The sequence below is a fragment of the Paracoccus marcusii genome (genome assembly GCF_028621715.1).
Taxonomy (GTDB): domain Bacteria; phylum Pseudomonadota; class Alphaproteobacteria; order Rhodobacterales; family Rhodobacteraceae; genus Paracoccus; species Paracoccus marcusii.
Map to the genome: position 1 here is coordinate 2,060,557 of NZ_CP117466.1, position 17,422 is coordinate 2,077,978.

Sequence of the window (17,422 nt, forward strand, 5' to 3'; positions counted from 1 at the left end):
TATAATCAGCGCGCATTGTTGTGTCTTAGTATGCGTATGGGCGCCAAAAAGGGCAGGGTGCCCTAACTAACGCACCCCGCTTGTAGCCGTCGCGTCGGCACTTTGTAGACAGTGTAGCGAATTTTGCCTTTGGATCGTTGGTTGGCTGGCGCGAAGAACACAGCGTAGGATCCCTCGTAGCAATACTTGATCTTGCAACGAGACTGAGTCTCGTTCACGGATTAAATCTTTGGCTAAACTTACGCTGCCATCGTATTCTTGAGAAGAAAGGTTTCACGTGCCGGACAACCTTAAAGACCCTATCAAAATACCGTCCAGTATACGACAGGCAGAAAATGGGCGGCTTTTGCTTATCGGTGGAAATCACGGCGTGGCAAAAGTTTTCGCAAGTGATAGTCCGGGAGTCCCCGACAGTCGTGTTTCAGTGTTCCTAGATAACCATGATCGGCGTATGAGTTGGACACGCACTCGTAATATAACCTATTCCCAGTGGGTGTTCCCAGATCCGATAGTATTTAAAGGTTCAATGCCACCGGGATCTGTTCGGTCAATATTTGAAGCATCGGTACCTCTACATATTCGCCCGTCAAATATCATGTACCCGCTTGATGTGATCGATGGACATTCTGATCGACAGAGCCTGACGGACAGCCATTACAGTTTAGTTGGCAATATGCATCTTGCGGCTGAAGTCGCTCAAAAAACGCTATCGATAGATACCTCCACGGCACTGGACGTGCTTTGCTCTAGCCTTTTGCCGCTCGTATCTTACACCGGGGACCTCGGTGTGCAGTGCAATCCTCATGTATCAGAGCTTCGTGCCAAGCCACCACAGCTTGCAGGTATCAGGACCGCTTCAAACGGCGTCCAAGCTGGAAACATGGGTATCATACAGCTCACAGTATCTGAAAATTCTATGACCGATCGTACACTGCTCATCTTCGGCGACTCATTCTTCCGAAGCCTCCTGCCAGAACTAGCGCGATATTGGAGAAGTATTGTATTTTTCCGGACTCAGTTTTTTCACGATGAAATGATTGAGGCGATCATGCCTGATGATATTTTGTGCGGACTAGCTGAGCGATACTTTCCTACAACCTCACCTGATTCTGAACGTCCACATTTTTTATCGTATCCGTTAATGATGGGTCGGCGTACCTCCCCGGACGCTGAATTTCCGAAGCTTTGGAATGAACTTGTAGATTCTAAAGCGCTAGCCTCCATAATGTCATCGGAAAAATAAATTTTCTATTATCATTGATATCTTTCAATCTAATATAAAGCCTCGCCATTCGGCGGGGCTTTTCGTAATAAAATAAATGATGCACTGAGAATATTTATTGCCGTATGGGGGCTAATTTGAAAATCATCGAGCCGTACGACGTCACCCCCTCCATGATGCTGGCCAGCAATGTTCCGGAGACCGACCATCCCGCGTGGGTCTCCGGGACGAGCTACGAGAACGGCGCGCGGGTGATCCGGCAGAACGCCATCTGGGAAAGCATCCAGGCGGCCAATGTCGGGCATGACCCTCTCACGGACATGGTGTCGGAGTGGTGGTTCCGGATCGGGGCCACCAACCGCTGGCGTGCCTTCGACAACCGGCTTGGCGGGGTCACCCGCCAGCCCGGCAACATCACCTACACGATCCGCCCGCCGCGGACCCTCAACAGCATCGCGTTCTTTGGACTCGATGCGCAGAGCGTCCGGATCAGGGTCACCACCCCGGGCGCCGTGCTGATCTACGACCAGACCTTCCAGCTCGCCTCGCGCGATCAGGTGGGGACGTTCTGGGAGTACATCTACACGCCCTTCACGGTGCGGTCGGACCTGATCCTGACGGGTCTGTCGCTGCCGTCCGGGTCCTCGATCGAGATCACCGTGGCCTCGACTGGCTCGGCCGAGGTCGGCGAGATCATGATCGGCAACCAGATCGACATCGGCATCTCGCTGATGGGATCGAGCCTGGGCATCGTGGACTATTCCAAGAAGGACCGGGACGAGTTCGGGGGCGTGTTCATCGTTCCGCGCCCGGTCAGCGAGACCGTCCGGTTCCGCTTCTCGGTACCCTCCGGCGGGGAGGCCCGCGTGCAGCAGATCATCCGGCGGATTACGTCCAAGATCTGCGTCTTCTACGCCATCGAGGGCGAGGACCGTTTCGGGATGACCATTGCGGGCATCCTGCGCGACTACGACCTGACGATCGGCGCGGGCAAATCCTTCGGAACCATCGACGCGGAAAGCCTCGTCTAAAACCATCACCCATCATCTCAGGAGCGCCCGTCACCCGGGTGATTTAGCATGGCAATTACCCCACCGCCCACGCCGCCGAACACCGGCAACCCTGCGCAGCTGGAGGAGCGGGCAGACGCCTTCTTCGGCTGGTTTCCAACGTTCGTCTCGGACTACAACGCCGACCTTCCCCTGCTGCGTGGAAAGACCTACGCCGCCCGCGGCGGCACGGCGAACGCGATCACGCTGAACACCGGGGGCGTGGCGCTTGCGACGGGCATGCAGGTCCGGTGGCGGGCGGCGGCGGCGAACTCCGGTCCGGTCACGATCAACGTTGACGGGCAGGGCGCGATCGAGGCGCGGACCATCACCAATGTCGCGCTGCCCGCCGGCTACATCCGCACCGATGCCGACACGGTCGCGACCTATGACGGGACACGCTGGATCGTGGACCGCCAGATCGAGAACGGGATCAATGCCAATGGGGCGTTCCAGCGTACGGCAGATGGCACGCTGCTGTGCTGGGGGTTCGGGACGAGCGGCACCTCGTCAGACACACCAGCGACCTTTCCTGCGGTCTTTATGGCGTCGAACGCTGCCAGCGAGATCATGGTCACGCTTGGGATCAACTCGACCACAACGGCTTTCGGCATGGCGACGCGCTTTACCGCGATGACCAACACCGGGTTAAGTTTCGCCGCCTTTCGGACAGATACCCAAGCGCTCATCTCCGTGCGCGTCACCTTCATCGCCGTCGGCCGCTGGTACTGAGGATCACCCCATGAAGATCATGTTTACCCCGCAGCTGCGGGCTGATGCCCTGTCGCTGTCCCTCGATGGTGACGTGCTGACCGTCAACGGCACCGCCTACGACTTCGGCCCGCTGGCCGAGGGTGGCACGCTGCCCCGCGAGGCTGTCGGCTGCCCGCTGCTGGCCTCCGACGTCACCCGTGTAGGCGGTCACATCATGCTAGCGCTGATCCTGCCCCACGGCAGCGACGCGCCCGAGGCGGCCCGGTTTCCCCAGCCCATCACCGTTACCCAGACCGGGCCGATCCCACTGCCAGTGACCTATGCCGAGGAGGCGCCCGAATGATCGACTGGAGCCAGGTCGTCACCGCCGCGCAGCAGCAGGAAACGGATCGCCAGGCGCTGCGCAATCTGATCGCGGCCCGCCGCCATGAGGCGATGTGCGCGGGGATCAGCATCGCGGGAATGTCGGTCGCAACCGACGACGTCAGCCAGACCCGTTTCGCCGGGGCCGCCGTCAGCGCCATGCTGGACCCCGACTATGCCGTCCGGTGGAAGACGGGCGACGGGTCGTTCCGGCTGCTGTCCGGTGCCGAAATCATCGGAATTGCCAGCGCCGTCCGGGCGCATGTGCAGGCTTGCTACGACCGCGAAGCCGATCTTCTGGCGGCACTGGACGCGGGCGAAGCCGTCGATCCGGAAGCAGGCTGGCCCGGCTAGAGCAGCCCGCCCAGCCATCGCGACCAACCTCCCCTGCGAGGGGCACAATCACCGAGAGGGGCCATGGCCAACATCATCAAGACCTCCGTCGGGGGGGCCGGTACGCGGCCCGTCACGGAGATCGTCCTGACCGCCACCAACGACCTGACCTATGAGCCGGGGGCGGGGCACGTGCTGATCCTGCGCAACCCGACCGCGGCATCGATCGACTGCGTGCTGCGCGGCGCGGACAGCACGACCGTCAACTTCCCCGGCGCGCCGTTCATCTCCGTCGCCGGCGGCTACTCCACCCCCGTCCCGGCCGGTGCCGTCCGCGCCATCCCGCTCGACACCGTGGCCGCCTATCTGAAGGGCCCCGTGACTGTCACCGGTGCTGGCCTCGTCGCGGTGCTGATGCGCGCGGTGAACGGGCGTGGCGCCAGGTCCATCTTCAACGATCCTCCGGCGGCCGTGCCGGGCGATATCCCGGCTGCCGACCCGGCCATCGTGACCAGCCCCGTGATCACCGGCAGCGCGGTTGCAGGCGGCACGCTGTCGTCGACGCTTGGAGCCGCCAGCGGAAATCCCGCGCCCAACGCGACGCGGCAATGGCTGGCTGACGGTGTGGCCATCGCTGGCGCAACCGGTGCTACGCTGGACACCACGGGCCGTGCCGGCCAGTCCATCAGCCTGCGCGTGACCTGGTCAAACGGCATCGGAAGCCCGGCCGTCGCGACCTCCAATGCCATTACCATCGTGGCCGCTGCGACCGCCCCCGTTCCGTTCGCGGCAGGCGACTGGTCCCTCGCCACCGGTCTGGAGGCGAACCAGCTGGTCGTGAACATTGCATCGCTGCCGGCCAATGGCGGGTCTCCGATCACCGCGATCCAGTACTCCGCCAATGGGGGCACGTGGACGGCGCTGCCTGGTGGCGCTGGAACCGGCCCCCGTACGCTGACCATGCCCGCGGCCGCCACGAGCTACTCGATCCGCCTGCGCGCCGTGAACGCAGTGGGCAACAGCACGCCTGGTGACACGAAGACGGCCACCAGCGGGGCGGCTGATACGTCCGCACAGCGGGTCATCGTTCTGACGGACTACGCGGGTGACTGCGATGACGCGGCAGCGATGGCTATTGTGGCGCGTGCGCATGAGGAAGGTGACATAAATCTGCTAGGTGTGGTCACAACCTCAACGGTCTCTACATCAGCGCCAGGTCTTCGCGGCAATCTTGACGCTTACAGGTTACAGTCCATTCCAGTCTACGCCTACCAAGGCGCTGTCGGAACGTACAACGACCGATACAGCATTCAGATGCGTGACGAGTTCGGCGTTCCCGGCCAGACACGAACTGCATACCAGGACGACGTCGCCGGGTTGCGGACGATGCTCGCGGCAGCGCCGAGCGCCTCGGTCAAGCTGATTGACATCGGCGCGCCTATCTCGACTGCTCGCTTGCTAGCCAGTCCTGCCGATGGCATCTCACCTCTTACCGGCGCAGAGCTTGTAGCGGCAAAGGTCGTAGGCTTGTGGGCCATGGCGGGCAATTTCCCGACCGGCGTGTCCGAGTACAACATGAACCGCGACGTGGCCTCGTCGCAGGCTGTGTACAGCAGCTGGCCCACGCCCATCTATGCGCACGGCGGGGAGGTTGGGGCTACGATTTTCACTGGACCAGCCCCGAGCACGGTTTACGGCGATGATCCGGTCAAGACGGCCTTTGATGCGTTCCAGAACATCTATGGCGGTACGCTGCAGAGTGGCCGCCGCCAATCATGGGACCCGGCGACGGTCCATCACGCCATCTATGGCAATCAGGCCCTCTACACCCTGTCCGCAGCCGGAACGATTGCGATCGACGGCACGGGTGTCAGCACCTGGACGGTAAACGCCAGCGGCAATCGGTTCTATGTCACCAAGACTGCGTCCGACGCGGCAATTGCCGCGGCAATGCAGGCTCTGATTGACGACTACGCTGTCATTGCCCCGCCGGGGCCATCCAATGCCGTGAACCGGTTCTTTGATCTGAACGAGGGCAATGGATCACCCACACAGCGTGGCGGCACTCTCGCAATGACCCGCGCCAGCGGCGCGACGTGGCGAACTGACCCTGTTGGTATCGCCCATAGCGGCACGACCAGCCACATGATCCTGCCGGGCGCAGGACTGAACGCTGATGACTTGCTGATCGGGGCCGTGTTCCGCCTGGACAGGATCACCGGGACACAAGCACTAGCTGCCCTGCGTGTAGGGGTGACCAACCAGTACCAGTTTCGGGCTAATGCCGCAGCGCTGGAGGCTGTCGTTTTTACCGGCAATGCAAATACGGCAACGATCCTCGCGTCTCCAAGCCTTCTGGTCATAGGCGATTGGGCTATGGCCGTGGTTCGCATGGGTGATATGGCCACGACCCTCCGCCTGAACGGGGTGGAGGTCGCATCCGCCTCACACCCTGTTCGGAACAAGGCTACGCCTGATGCCGGGGTTGCCATCGCAGGCCGGTACACCGGCTCGGCCTACACCGATTTGCTAGACGGCGACATGATCGGCTTCGGATACGCGACAAACGCCGCCTTGACCGACATTGCCGGGTTCGAGGCCGAGCTCCGAGCCATCGCCTTAGCCAAAGGCATCACCCTCTCCTGAAAACCGTCCAGAAAGGACATTTCATGCCCACCGCTGAAATCGCGGCGCGCCTCGGCGTCATCAATGGCGAGACCGCACGTCCCTTCATCAACGCCTTCAAGCAGGCGTGGTCCTGGCAGGCCGACCGGGGCGGCGCGCAATGGGACCAGCTGGTCGCGGCCGGTCACATGACCCCCGGCGGCCAGTTGATCTCGATCCCGCCGGGGTCAGGCGGGTTCCGCACACGCCTGTTCCACAACATGCCGGCGGAGGCGGGCGGCTCCGGCCGCCAGCGTCTGCGGTGGGACGGGACCTGCACCATTGATCTGCATGGCGCCCGAAACATCACCCGCGTGTCGCCGAACGAGATCCAGTTCGACTTCACTGCCAATGGTGCGTCCTGGATTGACCTGATCGTCCGGACGATTGAGCCCGCAGGCGGACCGATCGAGAACATCTCGCTGGTGCACCAGGATGACTGGGCCGACGCCGATCAGGGCAAGATCTTCCGCCGGCAGTACCTGACCGAGGTGGCGCCCTATCACGCCCTGCGGTTCGATGAGTGGATCGGCATCCTGACCTCGGAGAACCAGGGCGGCCTGCGGATCACAGACTGGGCCAGCCGGGCGCTGCCGACCGACGAGATCTTCCACCGCTTCGTGCCCTACGAGTGGATGGCGGCGCTCTGCCGTGAGGTCGATGCCGACATGTGGCTGTGCCTGCCGACCGCGGCGACCGACGATCACATGCACCAGTGCGCAGCCCTGATCCGCGATCTGATGCCCGCGCCGCGGCAGGTCTATGTCGAGTACAGCACCAAGACCTGGGACTTCTCCGGCACCCCACAGGCGCACTACTGCGCCGCCCGGGGCCGCGAGGCCTTCGGCACCAGCACCGGGTCCGAGTTCCGGAACTGGTACGGCTTGCGGTCGGTGCAGATGGCGCAGATCTGGCGCCGGGTCTGGGGCGGCGACGAGCGGCTGCACACCGTGGTTCAGCACCAGGCGGACTGGGTGGGCGGCGAGGCCGACATCCTGCTGGCACCGCTATGGCGGGACCGCAGCGGGACTCAGGGTCTGCCGGTCTACGTCGCGCCGCACTCGGTGATCGACATGCTGACCGTGCACGCGCAGATAGACGGCGGCATGGCCTATGGCGGCCGGGCCTCGCAGCTGGAGGGCTGGCGCACCTCCCTGTCACAGGGCGCGGCCTTCGACCGGATCCGCGACCAGCTGCTGACGGGCAACGCGTGGGGCGCAGACCGCACGGTCCGCAGCCTGGTGCTCAAGTGGCGGCACTACCGGAGCGAGGCGTCGAAGTACGGCATGGAGCTGAGCGCTTACGAGGTCGGCAACCACATGAACGGCGTCGGCGGCAGCACGGCCCTGCGATCGTTCATCCATGCCTTCTCGGTCAGCCCGCAGATGGGCGAGGTCTATGCCGCCACTTTCGCCGCTCTTGATGCCGCGGGCTTCAACGGGCCGCTATGCATGTCGGTCGAATGCCGGATGCCCGACCAGAACATCATGCACGGCCTGCAGCGCTGGTTGGGCGACCGCAACCCGGCCTGGGCTGCGGTGCGGGCGCTGATCGAGGATGCGCCCGTCACGGTGCCTAAGCCCGTGCCTGTGCCGGTCCCGGAGCCTGTTCCGGTGCCGACGCCTGTGCCGGATAGGGAACCCATCCCCACGCCCGCGCCTGTTCCTGAGCCAATCCCCACTCCGGTCCCCGTGCCGGTTGATCCAACCCCCGAGGAACCCGATATGAGTGCCCGACAAAAGCTGATTGAACTCCTGAGCGTCCTTCAATCTACGACCGCAGACCTGCAGACCTATCTTGCAGCCGATCCTGTCGCGACGCCGCCCGATGTCGTTCCGCCGGTGATTTTTCCGGTCTCGCCGCCCGTCGCCGCACCGGCAGGGCCGATCTGGGACCAGTACAAACAACCGGTTCTCAGCATTCCGCCGGAGATAACGGTGCCTGCCGGTGCGGCTGACATCTACATTCCTGTGTCCGTTGATCAGTGCGACCGCAATTCTTTCATGGCGTATGTCGATCGTCTGGTGAACCTCACGGGCGGCAGCATCAACGTCGGGTCTGCGGACTCGCAACGCGCGAAGTTTGCCGGCATGGACGTGGTGTATCACTGGTCCCCCGGTGACGATGTCCTGCATTGGATCAAGATCACGCCTCGCGACCGCCACGCCGACGGTCAGGCTTTCCAGATCACCATCCGGGTCAAGGGCCTCGGCGATAAGCAGAAGGGCCGCACTGTCAAGGTTCGGTTCTCCTCGGCAGTTCCCACGCAAGTCATCACGCAGCCGTTCCACCGTCCTCTGCGCCGCCTGGACCTGTCCCGCGCCACACGCAAGAACATGTTCGACCCGGCTACGCTGACGTACAACCCGACAGGAGATGGCGGCGAATGGATGTCTGCCCTGAGCCATGGACGGTCGCAGGACGGCAATCAGGAGACGGGTCTTTATGCCGATGCTTCTATCGCAGGGGCGGACAATCCCATCAGCTACGATGCTGCCGAGAAGGCGATCCGCCTCCACTCGGTCGGATATGCGAGCCGGGTCGAATGGGACAAGCGCAACTGGAGCTACCAAGCTGCTGTGCTTCAAGGCCTGCATCGAGATGATGTCTGCGGGGTCGAGGGAGTCTGGCGCATCGAGGCCAAGATCCCTGTGCGCCGCTACAGCTGGCCCGCGTTCTGGCTCGTCAATCGTTCAAAGGCTTCTGCCGGGTTCTACTACAGCCAGTGGCCCGGCGAGATCGACATCCTGGAGAAGTTCAACCATGCGTGGGGCGCGGCTGATACGCCGTACACCAGCTCGTTCGCGCAGCACTTTGGTCCGATCAACGAATGGCAGAACAAGAAGGGCGCTTTCGGAAACGACTTCGAAGTTGACCAGTACGGTTCGCCCCGGACACCGCTGGATGAGGTCTACACATCCTGGGCGGTTCACGTGACCTATGACCCGGTGGACACCACTAAGTCGGAAGTCACGTTCTTCGTGAACGACCGCGAGGTGGGCTGCCAGATCCTGCACGCACGACACCAGGATCTGGCCCGCAAGATCGAGTTCTACCCGATCTTCAATGTCGCCGTGAAAACGCCATCAGGTTACACTCCGGAGCGGTACAACACCGACGACGGGCGCGGCCGAACCGGTGACATGCTGGTGCGGGATGTGGCCTACTATCCGACAGGTGCACAGTTCGCCTGATCTGATCTCCATGGTTCCGACCAACCCGCCCGCCATTGTGCGGGCTTTTTCATGCCCGGCGACCGGGCGTGAACCCCAGCCCATTTCACGGAGGCCGCGATGGCTGATGACACCACCCGCCGTCGCACGGCCGGGCCCATACCATGAATGAGCTGATGACCCTCGTCCGGGAGGTGGGCGGCGGCCTCGCCGGGGTCGTGATTGTCGTCCAGGGCTGGGCCAACTGGATCCAGTACAAGCGCAACGGCGAGCTGCAGGACAAGATGCTGGAGATGGCGCAGGCGATGGTGAAGGAAAGCCGCGACCTGATCACCGACACGAACAAGACCACCGCGGCAAACACCGAAATCATGGGCCGGGCTGTCCGGCTCTTGGAGGATCGCCGGAGCGAAACCCGGCTTCTGGAGGATCGGCGATGATGGGGCGGCTCATTCGACAGCTGACCGGCCACGGGCGCCGGGCCGAGAAGGCCGACACGATCATGCGCGAGCACATGACAGACTCGGCCCCGGAGAAGCGGGCCATAAAGGCACGGGTGCGGGCAATCGAACGCCTCGTGGAGCAGCTGGAGAAGGACACGCAGACATGGCACTGACAATCGGGCTGATCGCCGTCATCAACGCGCTCGGCTATTTCGCCGTGATCTGGGCGTTCCGCGCCAGCTTCCGCGAGCTGCGGTCCGCGACCTGGTGGTTCGCCACCGGCTTCATGATCCTCGCCGGGGCCATCATCCTGCGCGGCCTATACTGGGACGTTGGCATGCCGCTTCTGCGGATGTGGGTGCCGGGGTTCGCCGAGCAGTGGACCGATGCGACCCACGGGCGGCTGATCAACATCGTCTTTGGCCTGATGAAGATGGCGTCATTCTTCTGCGCCTTGAAGTGCCGCCAGCTGCTGATCCCGGAGGATGAGCGACACCATTGGCCTCTGTGGCGCGCTTGGCTGCACCCCACGAAGATCAGGCTGCTGCCTTGGCGATAGAAAAAAGGCCCCGCTGGCAGGCGGGGCGAGAACAGAAGCAGGGTAAATATTCCACTGTGTATGCCCCATAACGGGACTTCTCCCGGATGGTTCCATTCCAAGTTGTTTCGGAAGTTCGGCGGCGGCCCCAGATCGGGCAAGACAGGGACCGCCTAACCGAACGACAACGAATATGCGCGACTCGGCTGCACACACATTAATCGCCTGCAAATGAAAGCCAAGCTCGCCCGCCCTGACCGGCGGGCTTTTTCATGTCCATGCCCACGAGGAGGCAGTCATGCCACACTTCCCCATCAAGCTCATCGTGCTGCACTACAGCGCGACCTATCCCGACCAGGATTGCGGCGTGGCCGACATTCGCAAGATGCACCTCGCCCGCGGGTTCAACGACGTCGGCTATCACTACGTGATCCGGCGCAGCGGAGCCGTCGAGAAAGGCCGCCAGGACGCGACCGTCGGTGCGCACGTCGCGGGCCACAACACCGGCAGCCTAGGCATCTGCTGCATCGGGGGCATCGAGCGGGCGACCGGCCCCAATGTCGGTGTCGACAACCGCACCGAGGCGCAGAAGGCTGCGACCGTGAAGCTGGTCCGCGAACTGCTGGCCAAGCATCCCGGCGCCCAGGTCGTCGGCCATCGTGATCTGGGCGCCACCCAGTGCCCCGGCTTTGACGTGCGCAGCTGGTGGGCCGCGGCCAACGCCCGGCCGCCCGTCGTGGACAGCATCCCGGCGAAGCCCCTGCCGTCCCCATCTGCACCTGTCACGACCGGCCCTGCCAAGGGCGCCATCTACATCCTCGCTGCGCTGGCTGCTGCCACGCTGGCCTATTTCGGAGTGAAATGATCGTGGCTCAAATCGGAAAGAAGCTCCGAAGCCTGCAAAACGGCATGGTCGGGTTCATGTGCCCCGGCTGCAATGGGATGCACGCCATTACCGTAGAAGGGCCCAATTCGTGGGGTTTCAACGGTAATGTTGACGCCCCCACATTCACTCCGTCAATCCTTGTTCGCTGCGGCTCTGCGGTTGATCCGAGCTTTATTGATGAGCCGGGTGATCCGCCGACCGTCTGCCACAGCTTCGTAAGCGACGGGCAGATCCAGTTTCTTGCCGACTGCACACATCAACTGGCGGGCCAAACGGTGCCACTGCCTGGCTTTGGAGTTGTCGAATGAACCCCCTGATGATCTTCAAGGCCCTCCGCGACCTGTCTGCCCTGATCGAGCAGGCGAACCGCCTGGCTGGGCCGGACAAGCGCTGGTCGCTGGCCTTCACCAACCGCTCCTTCATCGTCGCCTGTGTGGCGTTCGTCGCCGCGGCCGCGCTGATGATCGGCCTGCCTTTTCCCATGCCAGTCGATGTCACGGCAGAAACGGTCTATGCGGTGATCACCGTGGCAGGTCTGGTCTGGGCGGGTGTCGAGCGCATGCTCGGCAAGACCCGGGCGATCTGGAACAGGAAGCAGGCCGTCGAGGCTCTGACGGAGGCCGATGCCCTGACCACGGCTCTGAACAAGGTGCCAGGCGTGAAGGCGGAGATGCAACGACGCTAAACGATTGATCGGCGTTTCCGAAACAAACCCGTCAGTTTAGTGTTACTATGACCTCATCCATTACTGAGGGAGGAAGCGCTGTGGCCGAACGTGTGAAGACGAGAAAGCTCCAGCCGCCATCTGCTGCCGCTTTGATGGAGAGGCTTAGAGATCCGAGAGTGAGCATGCTGGATCACCCCTACAAGCAAGAGAGCTTTCTAGACCAGATGATTGATAAGAAGGTCGCTCATGCCGATCGCGTGCTCAGGCTTTACGACAAGTCGGCCCACCGGCTGATCTGAGACTGTCGCACGTCTTGCTCAATGTTCTTCTTACGTTCTAATTGGACCGGAAGGAGACAGCCATGCCCCGCCACCGAATCCACGAACCGATTTTCCCGGAGAACCGGGCCCTCTACATCATCTGGTGCGAGGAGTGGCAGGGGGATCGGTACTCCCTGGCGGCCGGGCACCTGAGCGCCATGATCGCGGCGTGGGACGCGATGGTAGACTACTCGCCACGCGACCGGCTTTTGCTCCAGTTCGGCAGCCGAGTGCTTCGTATGAGGGAACCCATATAGCTAGCCTTCCACGGTCAACGTCGTGTTTAAAATAAGCGGGCGAATCCACACCTGCTTGGCGCTATCTCCGCCGATGCGGTGAGTTCAAGAAATAAAATTTAGCAACCCATAACCCCTAGGCTTGGCTATCCATGCAACCTAAAATGGACAGTGGCGCGCATGTCAGAAATCGTACAGAACAGCGCCAATGATCTGAACGCACAGAAGACTGATCGACCCGCACACTCATGGATCAACCACTGGGACAGCTCTTGGGAACAGTGCAGGAGCATAGAATAGAAGGAAGTTGCTTTGACAACGGAACGCAGGTTCACCGACACGCACCTTATCCTTATGGAGATCAGGCGTATAGGAATTCTGATCGATGGGTCCCGTCAAACTGACGAAGGTGCTCAAAAGCGGTCTGAAGAACTGCGTGACGAGGTCGAGCGCGGCCGCATCCTTGCAGCAAAATTTGCTGAGCAGATATCGTGTCTTACTGAAGCTTATAACAGAATCACGAAACAATTGCAGCAAAGAGATGAGTTGATTGCCTCTATGAGAGGCAACACTCAATCTGGCGATCCCCTAGATGTAAGCAGTTCCATCGACCCCGAACTCCGTGAAGCGATTAGAAGTTCCCTCATTAGAGCACGAGAGCAAGCTGATGAGGCAATAAAGCGCGCCGACGTCCTTGAGGCTGAAGCCGTCACTCTGCGTGATGAACGAAATAAGGCACGTCAGGATGTCGAGGAAATACGGGCTAGTAACTCGTGGAAAGTTACCGCGCCTATTCGAGCTGTAACAGGCTTGTTTCGCCGATAGACCTCGGGTCTCTCATTGACGGCATAAGTGCTTTCCGGTGCTTATTGATACGACAGGAACAACACTTTGGCTAACGCGACTTCCGATCAGGGCTCATCATCAGAGTTGGAACTGACCTCAGCGAAACGATTTTTCGATGCCGCTGCATATCTGACATTGTATCCTGATGCTCACAGTTACAAAGCAGGCCCATGGGCTCACTACGTCAACCATGGGCAGTCCGAACGTAGAACACCTAACCCGCTTTTTGATCCCTTGTGGTATCGTGCTCAAACGGACGATCAAATCACCGATCCATTCGGGCACTATCTTACGCAGGGATGGCGGAAGTTACTTTCTCCCCATCCCTTGTTTGACCCCATTTGGTATCTCGCGCATAACCCTGACCTGATATCCGCCAATCTAGACCCCATTGCACATTACCTTGAGCACGGATGGCACGAAGGCCGTCCTTTGCATGCCTTGTTCGATCCGACGTGGTACCTAAATGCATATTCCGATGTCCGGGCGAGCGGCGTGGAACCCCTTTCGCATTTTTTGGTAAGCGGATGGCGACAAGGACGTAGGCCTCATCCTTTATTCGATACAAAGTGGTTTCTTGAACAAAACGCAGATCTACGTGGATCTGATGTAAATCCGTGGCTTCACTACATTCAGCATGGCTGGCGAGAAGGGCGCTCTCCCCACCGAGGCTTCGACGTTAATTGGTATACACAAAGCTATCTGCAGACCTGGCGACGTGAACAAGAGCCTCTTGCACATTATCTTACAACTGGATGGCGAGATGGCCTGAAGCCGAGCGAGAACAGCTCTGCTGCCGTTCATGCAGCAGGTAGGAATGCACCGTTGCTCGAGCAGGAAATAATAAACCTAGCGGCAGTTGGAACCTCCGCCAGCGACGATCTTCGGCACGATGGTCGTCGTGGAACAGTACTACTGGTGACGCATGAGACGGAAGTTGGGGGAGCGCCGCATGTACTAAAGCAAATCGCACTCTTCTTGCGTGATCGAACCAGGTTTGACGTGCGCATAGCTGCGATCAACGGTGGCAATTTGCGTGAAGCTTTTGCCAACGTAGCGCCGCTTCTTGTGTTGTCTGAGCACACAATGCAATCACGGGATAGGGTTCTACAGGACTTTGCAGGTCCAGACTTAAAGGCAGTTTTCGTAAATTCGATAGCGAGCGGTGGAATATTAGATCATTTGCCTGCAGATCTGCCAACTGTGGCATTTATCCATGAATTGCCTCAGTTGCTCGACCGCTATCCAAATCAAGTTTCTCTTGTACGTGATAGAGCCTCTAGAATTATCGGCGGTGGACCAGACGTCACAAACGCGCTTGAGGTTCGGTACAAGTTCGATCCTGAGAAGCTCGTTTCAGCAGTTAGTTTCATTGAATCGTTACCCCCAGGCACGGATTTTGTAGAGCGGCGTGATGCTGCGCGTGCAGCCTTAAACATAGGGTCAGATCGTTTCGTTGTAATGGGTTGCGGACTTCTTCATTGGCGCAAATCCCCAGAGAAGTTCATCGAGACGGCGCATCTATTGACCGAGCGTGGAATTGACGCTGACTTTGTATGGCTGGGTGGTGGCCCAGATCACGATAAATGCAATCAGCTCGTTGAGCATTATGGGTTAACGGATCGAGTCCGTTTTACCGGCTATGAGCCGGATGTGGCCGGCAAGCTCGCTGGTGGCGACCTTTTTCTCCTAAGCTCCTGTGAAGATCCATTCCCGCTGGTTGCACTATATGCCGCTCAAGCTGGTCTCCCAATTGTTTGTTTTAAAGACGCTGGCGGAATAGAAGGTTTCGTCTCAAACGGCAGTGGCATTGCGGTACCACATATGAACAGCGTTGCGATGGCAGATGCTGTTGAAAAATATTATGTTGATCGTGCTCGCGCATGTGCCGATGGTGTTCTGGGCCAATCACAAGTTACTCGCGGTCATACCATTGACGTTATCGGTCCCTTACTGCTTCATCACATCCGCGAGGCAGCGATGTTGCCCCCAGAGGTGACTGTTGTTGTCCCAAACTACAACTACGAAAAATATTTGCCTGAGCGTCTGGATAGTATTGCAGCACAGACATTTCAAGATTTTGAAGTTGTTCTTCTTGATGACGCATCATCTGACAAATCAGTTGCTGTCCTACAGAGTTTTGCTGATAGGCGGCCTGGTACGAGGCTGGTTGTAAATCCGCAGAACAGCGGATCCCCCTTCGTGCAGTGGCTACGAGGTATGGAGTTTGCAAACGCCGAACTAATCTGGCTTGCTGAGGCAGATGACAGGTGTACACCTGATCTATTGATGCAATTGCTACCCTTCTTTAACGATCGAAACGTACGAATTGCATCGTGTGCGTCCCGTCCAATAACTTCCGATGGTGAATTGATTGGCGACTACAGACCACTTTATCTTAACCGTATTGCGAACGGGCGATGGGATAACGACTATATCGCAAGTGATCATGAAGAGGCAAACGCAGGGCTTGGCATTGCAAACTCTATTCCAAACGCCAGTGCTGTAGTTTTCCGGAAATTTGCACCAGAGCCTCAATTTGTCACTCAGCTTACCGATATGCGGCTATGTGGCGACTGGTATTTCTATTGCCGGGTAATGCGTGGCGGTCTCGTTGGTTATCGTGCGCGTGAGATGAATGATCATCGTAGACATGAGAGCACCGTCACCAAACAGCTTGAAGGCTCAACTCATTACTTTTCCGAACTGGCTGTCGTACGAGACTACCTCGGCCGCAACTACCACCAAAATTCCGATTGCCGAACTCGTATAGCTGAATTTCTAGCTCAAGATATCGCGCGTTTCAAAGTCAACGACGATACTGCATCTGCAATTCAAACTACTAGGAAAAAGGATCTACCGTCTCTACTCGTTGTAGCCCCGGACTTGTCGCCCGGGGGTGGTCAGGTGTTTGCACTCTCTATTGCAAATGAATGGGCCGCGCGCGGGGGACGGGTTGTACTTCTAAATGTCGAGAGCCAGCCCTCTCACCCAGCGATGATCTCACGTGTATCTCCCGAGGTTATGCTAGTCGGCGCGCATGACCCAGGAGCCGATTTGCGAACACTGATTCAGCGTTTCGATATTGACGCAGTGCACTCTAGCATTTGGTGGGCGGACAGGTGGGTTGACGATCACCGTCATAATTTGCCGGCTGAAATGCCTTGGATAATCACAATGCACGGCTGTCACGAAACTATCCTCGCGGAGCCGTCGATTGATGACAGCTTCATTGAGCGGATGGGGCGTATGTCAGAGCGCGCCAGTTGGGCATATACCGCAGCTAAAAACCTCGCTGTTTTTAAAACCATGCCCCAGCCGCGTCGGTTGGTTAAAATTCCAAACGGAGTGCATCTTCAAACTGATGAATCAGGCCCGGATAGAGCAGCGTTAGGTTTGCGATCTGATGCGTTAGTTTTAGGGTTAGCTAGTCGAGCAATCGATTCTAAGGGGTGGCACGAAGCGGTCCGTTTGACGCATCGCCTGAACGACGCAGGTTATCCGACTGATCTTCTTCTTATTGGGGAAGGACCCACGGCTTCAGTTATTAAAGAACAAGGCCCGGCCCACGTCCGTCTGCTTGGACAGGTCAGTAATCTGCAAGCGCATCTGCGGATCCTCGACATCGGGCTGTTGCCTAGCTATTTCCCGGGTGAATCATTGCCACTTGTGCTCCTTGAGATGATGGCCCAAGGCATCCCTTCAATTGCGTCTCACATTGGTGAGATACCTTGGATACTTAACGGTGGGGATGATCCGGTTGGGCTTCTGGTGCCATTGTCATCGTCTGGTGTTGATGAAGATATCCTCTTTGCCCATGCAATTAAGTTGTCCGATAAAGCGCTCCGCTCCAAATTGTCTTTAAACGCCAAGGTTCGTTTTCAAAAGGAGTTTGAAATTGGAAGAATGCTGGATCGATATATCGAGCAATACCGGGGGCGTTGACATGGTGATGTTGACCTTCGGTA

Annotated in this window: 16 protein-coding genes; all 16 read left to right on the forward strand. The window is 59.2% G+C overall.

What is annotated here, in order from left to right:
* The first annotated feature begins 277 nt into the window (after window positions 1-277).
* A complete protein-coding gene (locus PRL19_RS10225; RefSeq protein ID WP_273742879.1) occupies window positions 278-1,243 on the forward strand; it encodes an alginate O-acetyltransferase AlgX-related protein in 966 nt (321 codons plus the stop codon).
* A 116-nt stretch (window positions 1,244-1,359) separates the two neighbouring features.
* On the forward strand, window positions 1,360-2,253 hold the full coding sequence (locus PRL19_RS10230) for a hypothetical protein (RefSeq protein WP_273742880.1): 894 nt from the start codon (window positions 1,360-1,362) through the stop codon (window positions 2,251-2,253).
* A gap of 48 nt (window positions 2,254-2,301) precedes the next feature.
* Window positions 2,302-3,003 carry a hypothetical protein gene (locus PRL19_RS10235; RefSeq protein WP_273742881.1) on the forward strand — a complete coding sequence of 234 codons (702 nt, stop codon included), beginning with the start codon at window positions 2,302-2,304 and terminating at the stop codon, window positions 3,001-3,003.
* A 10-nt stretch (window positions 3,004-3,013) separates the two neighbouring features.
* Entirely contained in the window at window positions 3,014-3,328 is a 315-nt protein-coding gene (locus tag PRL19_RS10240) for a hypothetical protein (protein ID WP_273742882.1), read from the forward strand.
* Window positions 3,325-3,702, forward strand: coding sequence for a DUF4376 domain-containing protein (locus tag PRL19_RS10245; RefSeq protein ID WP_273742883.1), 378 nt, complete (start codon window positions 3,325-3,327; stop codon window positions 3,700-3,702). Before PRL19_RS10240 ends, PRL19_RS10245 begins: the two co-directional genes overlap by 4 nt.
* A 63-nt stretch (window positions 3,703-3,765) precedes the next feature.
* The gene (locus PRL19_RS10250) at window positions 3,766-6,327 is read left to right on the forward strand and encodes a hypothetical protein (protein ID WP_273742884.1); all 2,562 of its coding nucleotides are present in this window, start codon (window positions 3,766-3,768) and stop codon (window positions 6,325-6,327) included.
* A gap of 23 nt (window positions 6,328-6,350) precedes the next feature.
* Window positions 6,351-9,539: a LamG domain-containing protein gene (locus PRL19_RS10255; RefSeq protein ID WP_273742885.1), complete on the forward strand. Its 3,189-nt coding sequence runs from the start codon at window positions 6,351-6,353 to the stop codon at window positions 9,537-9,539.
* A 155-nt stretch (window positions 9,540-9,694) separates the two neighbouring features.
* Entirely contained in the window at window positions 9,695-9,958 is a 264-nt protein-coding gene (locus PRL19_RS10260) for a hypothetical protein (protein WP_273742886.1), read from the forward strand.
* Complete coding sequence (locus tag PRL19_RS10265; RefSeq protein ID WP_127898438.1) at window positions 9,955-10,134, forward strand: hypothetical protein; 180 nt, start codon at window positions 9,955-9,957, stop codon at window positions 10,132-10,134. Before PRL19_RS10260 ends, PRL19_RS10265 begins: the two co-directional genes overlap by 4 nt.
* Entirely contained in the window at window positions 10,125-10,520 is a 396-nt protein-coding gene (locus PRL19_RS10270) for a hypothetical protein (RefSeq protein WP_273742887.1), read from the forward strand. The genes PRL19_RS10265 and PRL19_RS10270 overlap by 10 nt, the downstream gene beginning before the upstream one ends.
* Window positions 10,521-10,797: 277 nt before the next feature.
* Entirely contained in the window at window positions 10,798-11,364 is a 567-nt protein-coding gene (locus PRL19_RS10275) for an N-acetylmuramoyl-L-alanine amidase (protein WP_273742888.1), read from the forward strand.
* A complete protein-coding gene (locus tag PRL19_RS10280) occupies window positions 11,361-11,693 on the forward strand; it encodes a ubiquitination-like system serine protease family protein (protein ID WP_273742889.1) in 333 nt (110 codons plus the stop codon). The genes PRL19_RS10275 and PRL19_RS10280 overlap by 4 nt, the downstream gene beginning before the upstream one ends.
* 8 nt (window positions 11,694-11,701) lie before the next feature.
* Window positions 11,702-12,070 carry a hypothetical protein gene (locus PRL19_RS10285; protein ID WP_273742890.1) on the forward strand — a complete coding sequence of 123 codons (369 nt, stop codon included), beginning with the start codon at window positions 11,702-11,704 and terminating at the stop codon, window positions 12,068-12,070.
* Window positions 12,071-12,150: 80 nt separating this feature from the next.
* Window positions 12,151-12,351 carry a hypothetical protein gene (locus tag PRL19_RS10290; RefSeq protein ID WP_273742891.1) on the forward strand — a complete coding sequence of 67 codons (201 nt, stop codon included), beginning with the start codon at window positions 12,151-12,153 and terminating at the stop codon, window positions 12,349-12,351.
* A gap of 569 nt (window positions 12,352-12,920) precedes the next feature.
* Window positions 12,921-13,433: a hypothetical protein gene (locus PRL19_RS10295; protein ID WP_273742892.1), complete on the forward strand. Its 513-nt coding sequence runs from the start codon at window positions 12,921-12,923 to the stop codon at window positions 13,431-13,433.
* A gap of 846 nt (window positions 13,434-14,279) precedes the next feature.
* Window positions 14,280-17,399: a glycosyltransferase gene (locus tag PRL19_RS10300; RefSeq protein ID WP_273742893.1), complete on the forward strand. Its 3,120-nt coding sequence runs from the start codon at window positions 14,280-14,282 to the stop codon at window positions 17,397-17,399.
* The last annotated feature ends 23 nt before the right edge of the window (window positions 17,400-17,422 follow it).

What these genes read in the sequence shown, in the direction of transcription:
- PRL19_RS10235 (WP_273742881.1), top strand. Translation starts at nt 2,302, where the DNA reads ATGGCAATTACCCCACCGCCCACGCCGCCGAACACCGGCAACCCTGCG.
- PRL19_RS10250 (WP_273742884.1), top strand. Translation starts at nt 3,766, where the DNA reads ATGGCCAACATCATCAAGACCTCCGTCGGGGGGGCCGGTACGCGGCCC.
- PRL19_RS10260 (WP_273742886.1), top strand. Translation starts at nt 9,695, where the DNA reads ATGACCCTCGTCCGGGAGGTGGGCGGCGGCCTCGCCGGGGTCGTGATT.
- PRL19_RS10285 (WP_273742890.1), top strand. Translation starts at nt 11,702, where the DNA reads ATGATCTTCAAGGCCCTCCGCGACCTGTCTGCCCTGATCGAGCAGGCG.
- PRL19_RS10270 (WP_273742887.1), top strand. Translation starts at nt 10,125, where the DNA reads ATGGCACTGACAATCGGGCTGATCGCCGTCATCAACGCGCTCGGCTAT.
- PRL19_RS10245 (WP_273742883.1), top strand. Translation starts at nt 3,325, where the DNA reads ATGATCGACTGGAGCCAGGTCGTCACCGCCGCGCAGCAGCAGGAAACG.
- PRL19_RS10240 (WP_273742882.1), top strand. Translation starts at nt 3,014, where the DNA reads ATGAAGATCATGTTTACCCCGCAGCTGCGGGCTGATGCCCTGTCGCTG.
- PRL19_RS10265 (WP_127898438.1), top strand. Translation starts at nt 9,955, where the DNA reads ATGATGGGGCGGCTCATTCGACAGCTGACCGGCCACGGGCGCCGGGCC.
- PRL19_RS10255 (WP_273742885.1), top strand. Translation starts at nt 6,351, where the DNA reads ATGCCCACCGCTGAAATCGCGGCGCGCCTCGGCGTCATCAATGGCGAG.
- PRL19_RS10275 (WP_273742888.1), top strand. Translation starts at nt 10,798, where the DNA reads ATGCCACACTTCCCCATCAAGCTCATCGTGCTGCACTACAGCGCGACC.
- PRL19_RS10280 (WP_273742889.1), top strand. Translation starts at nt 11,361, where the DNA reads ATGATCGTGGCTCAAATCGGAAAGAAGCTCCGAAGCCTGCAAAACGGC.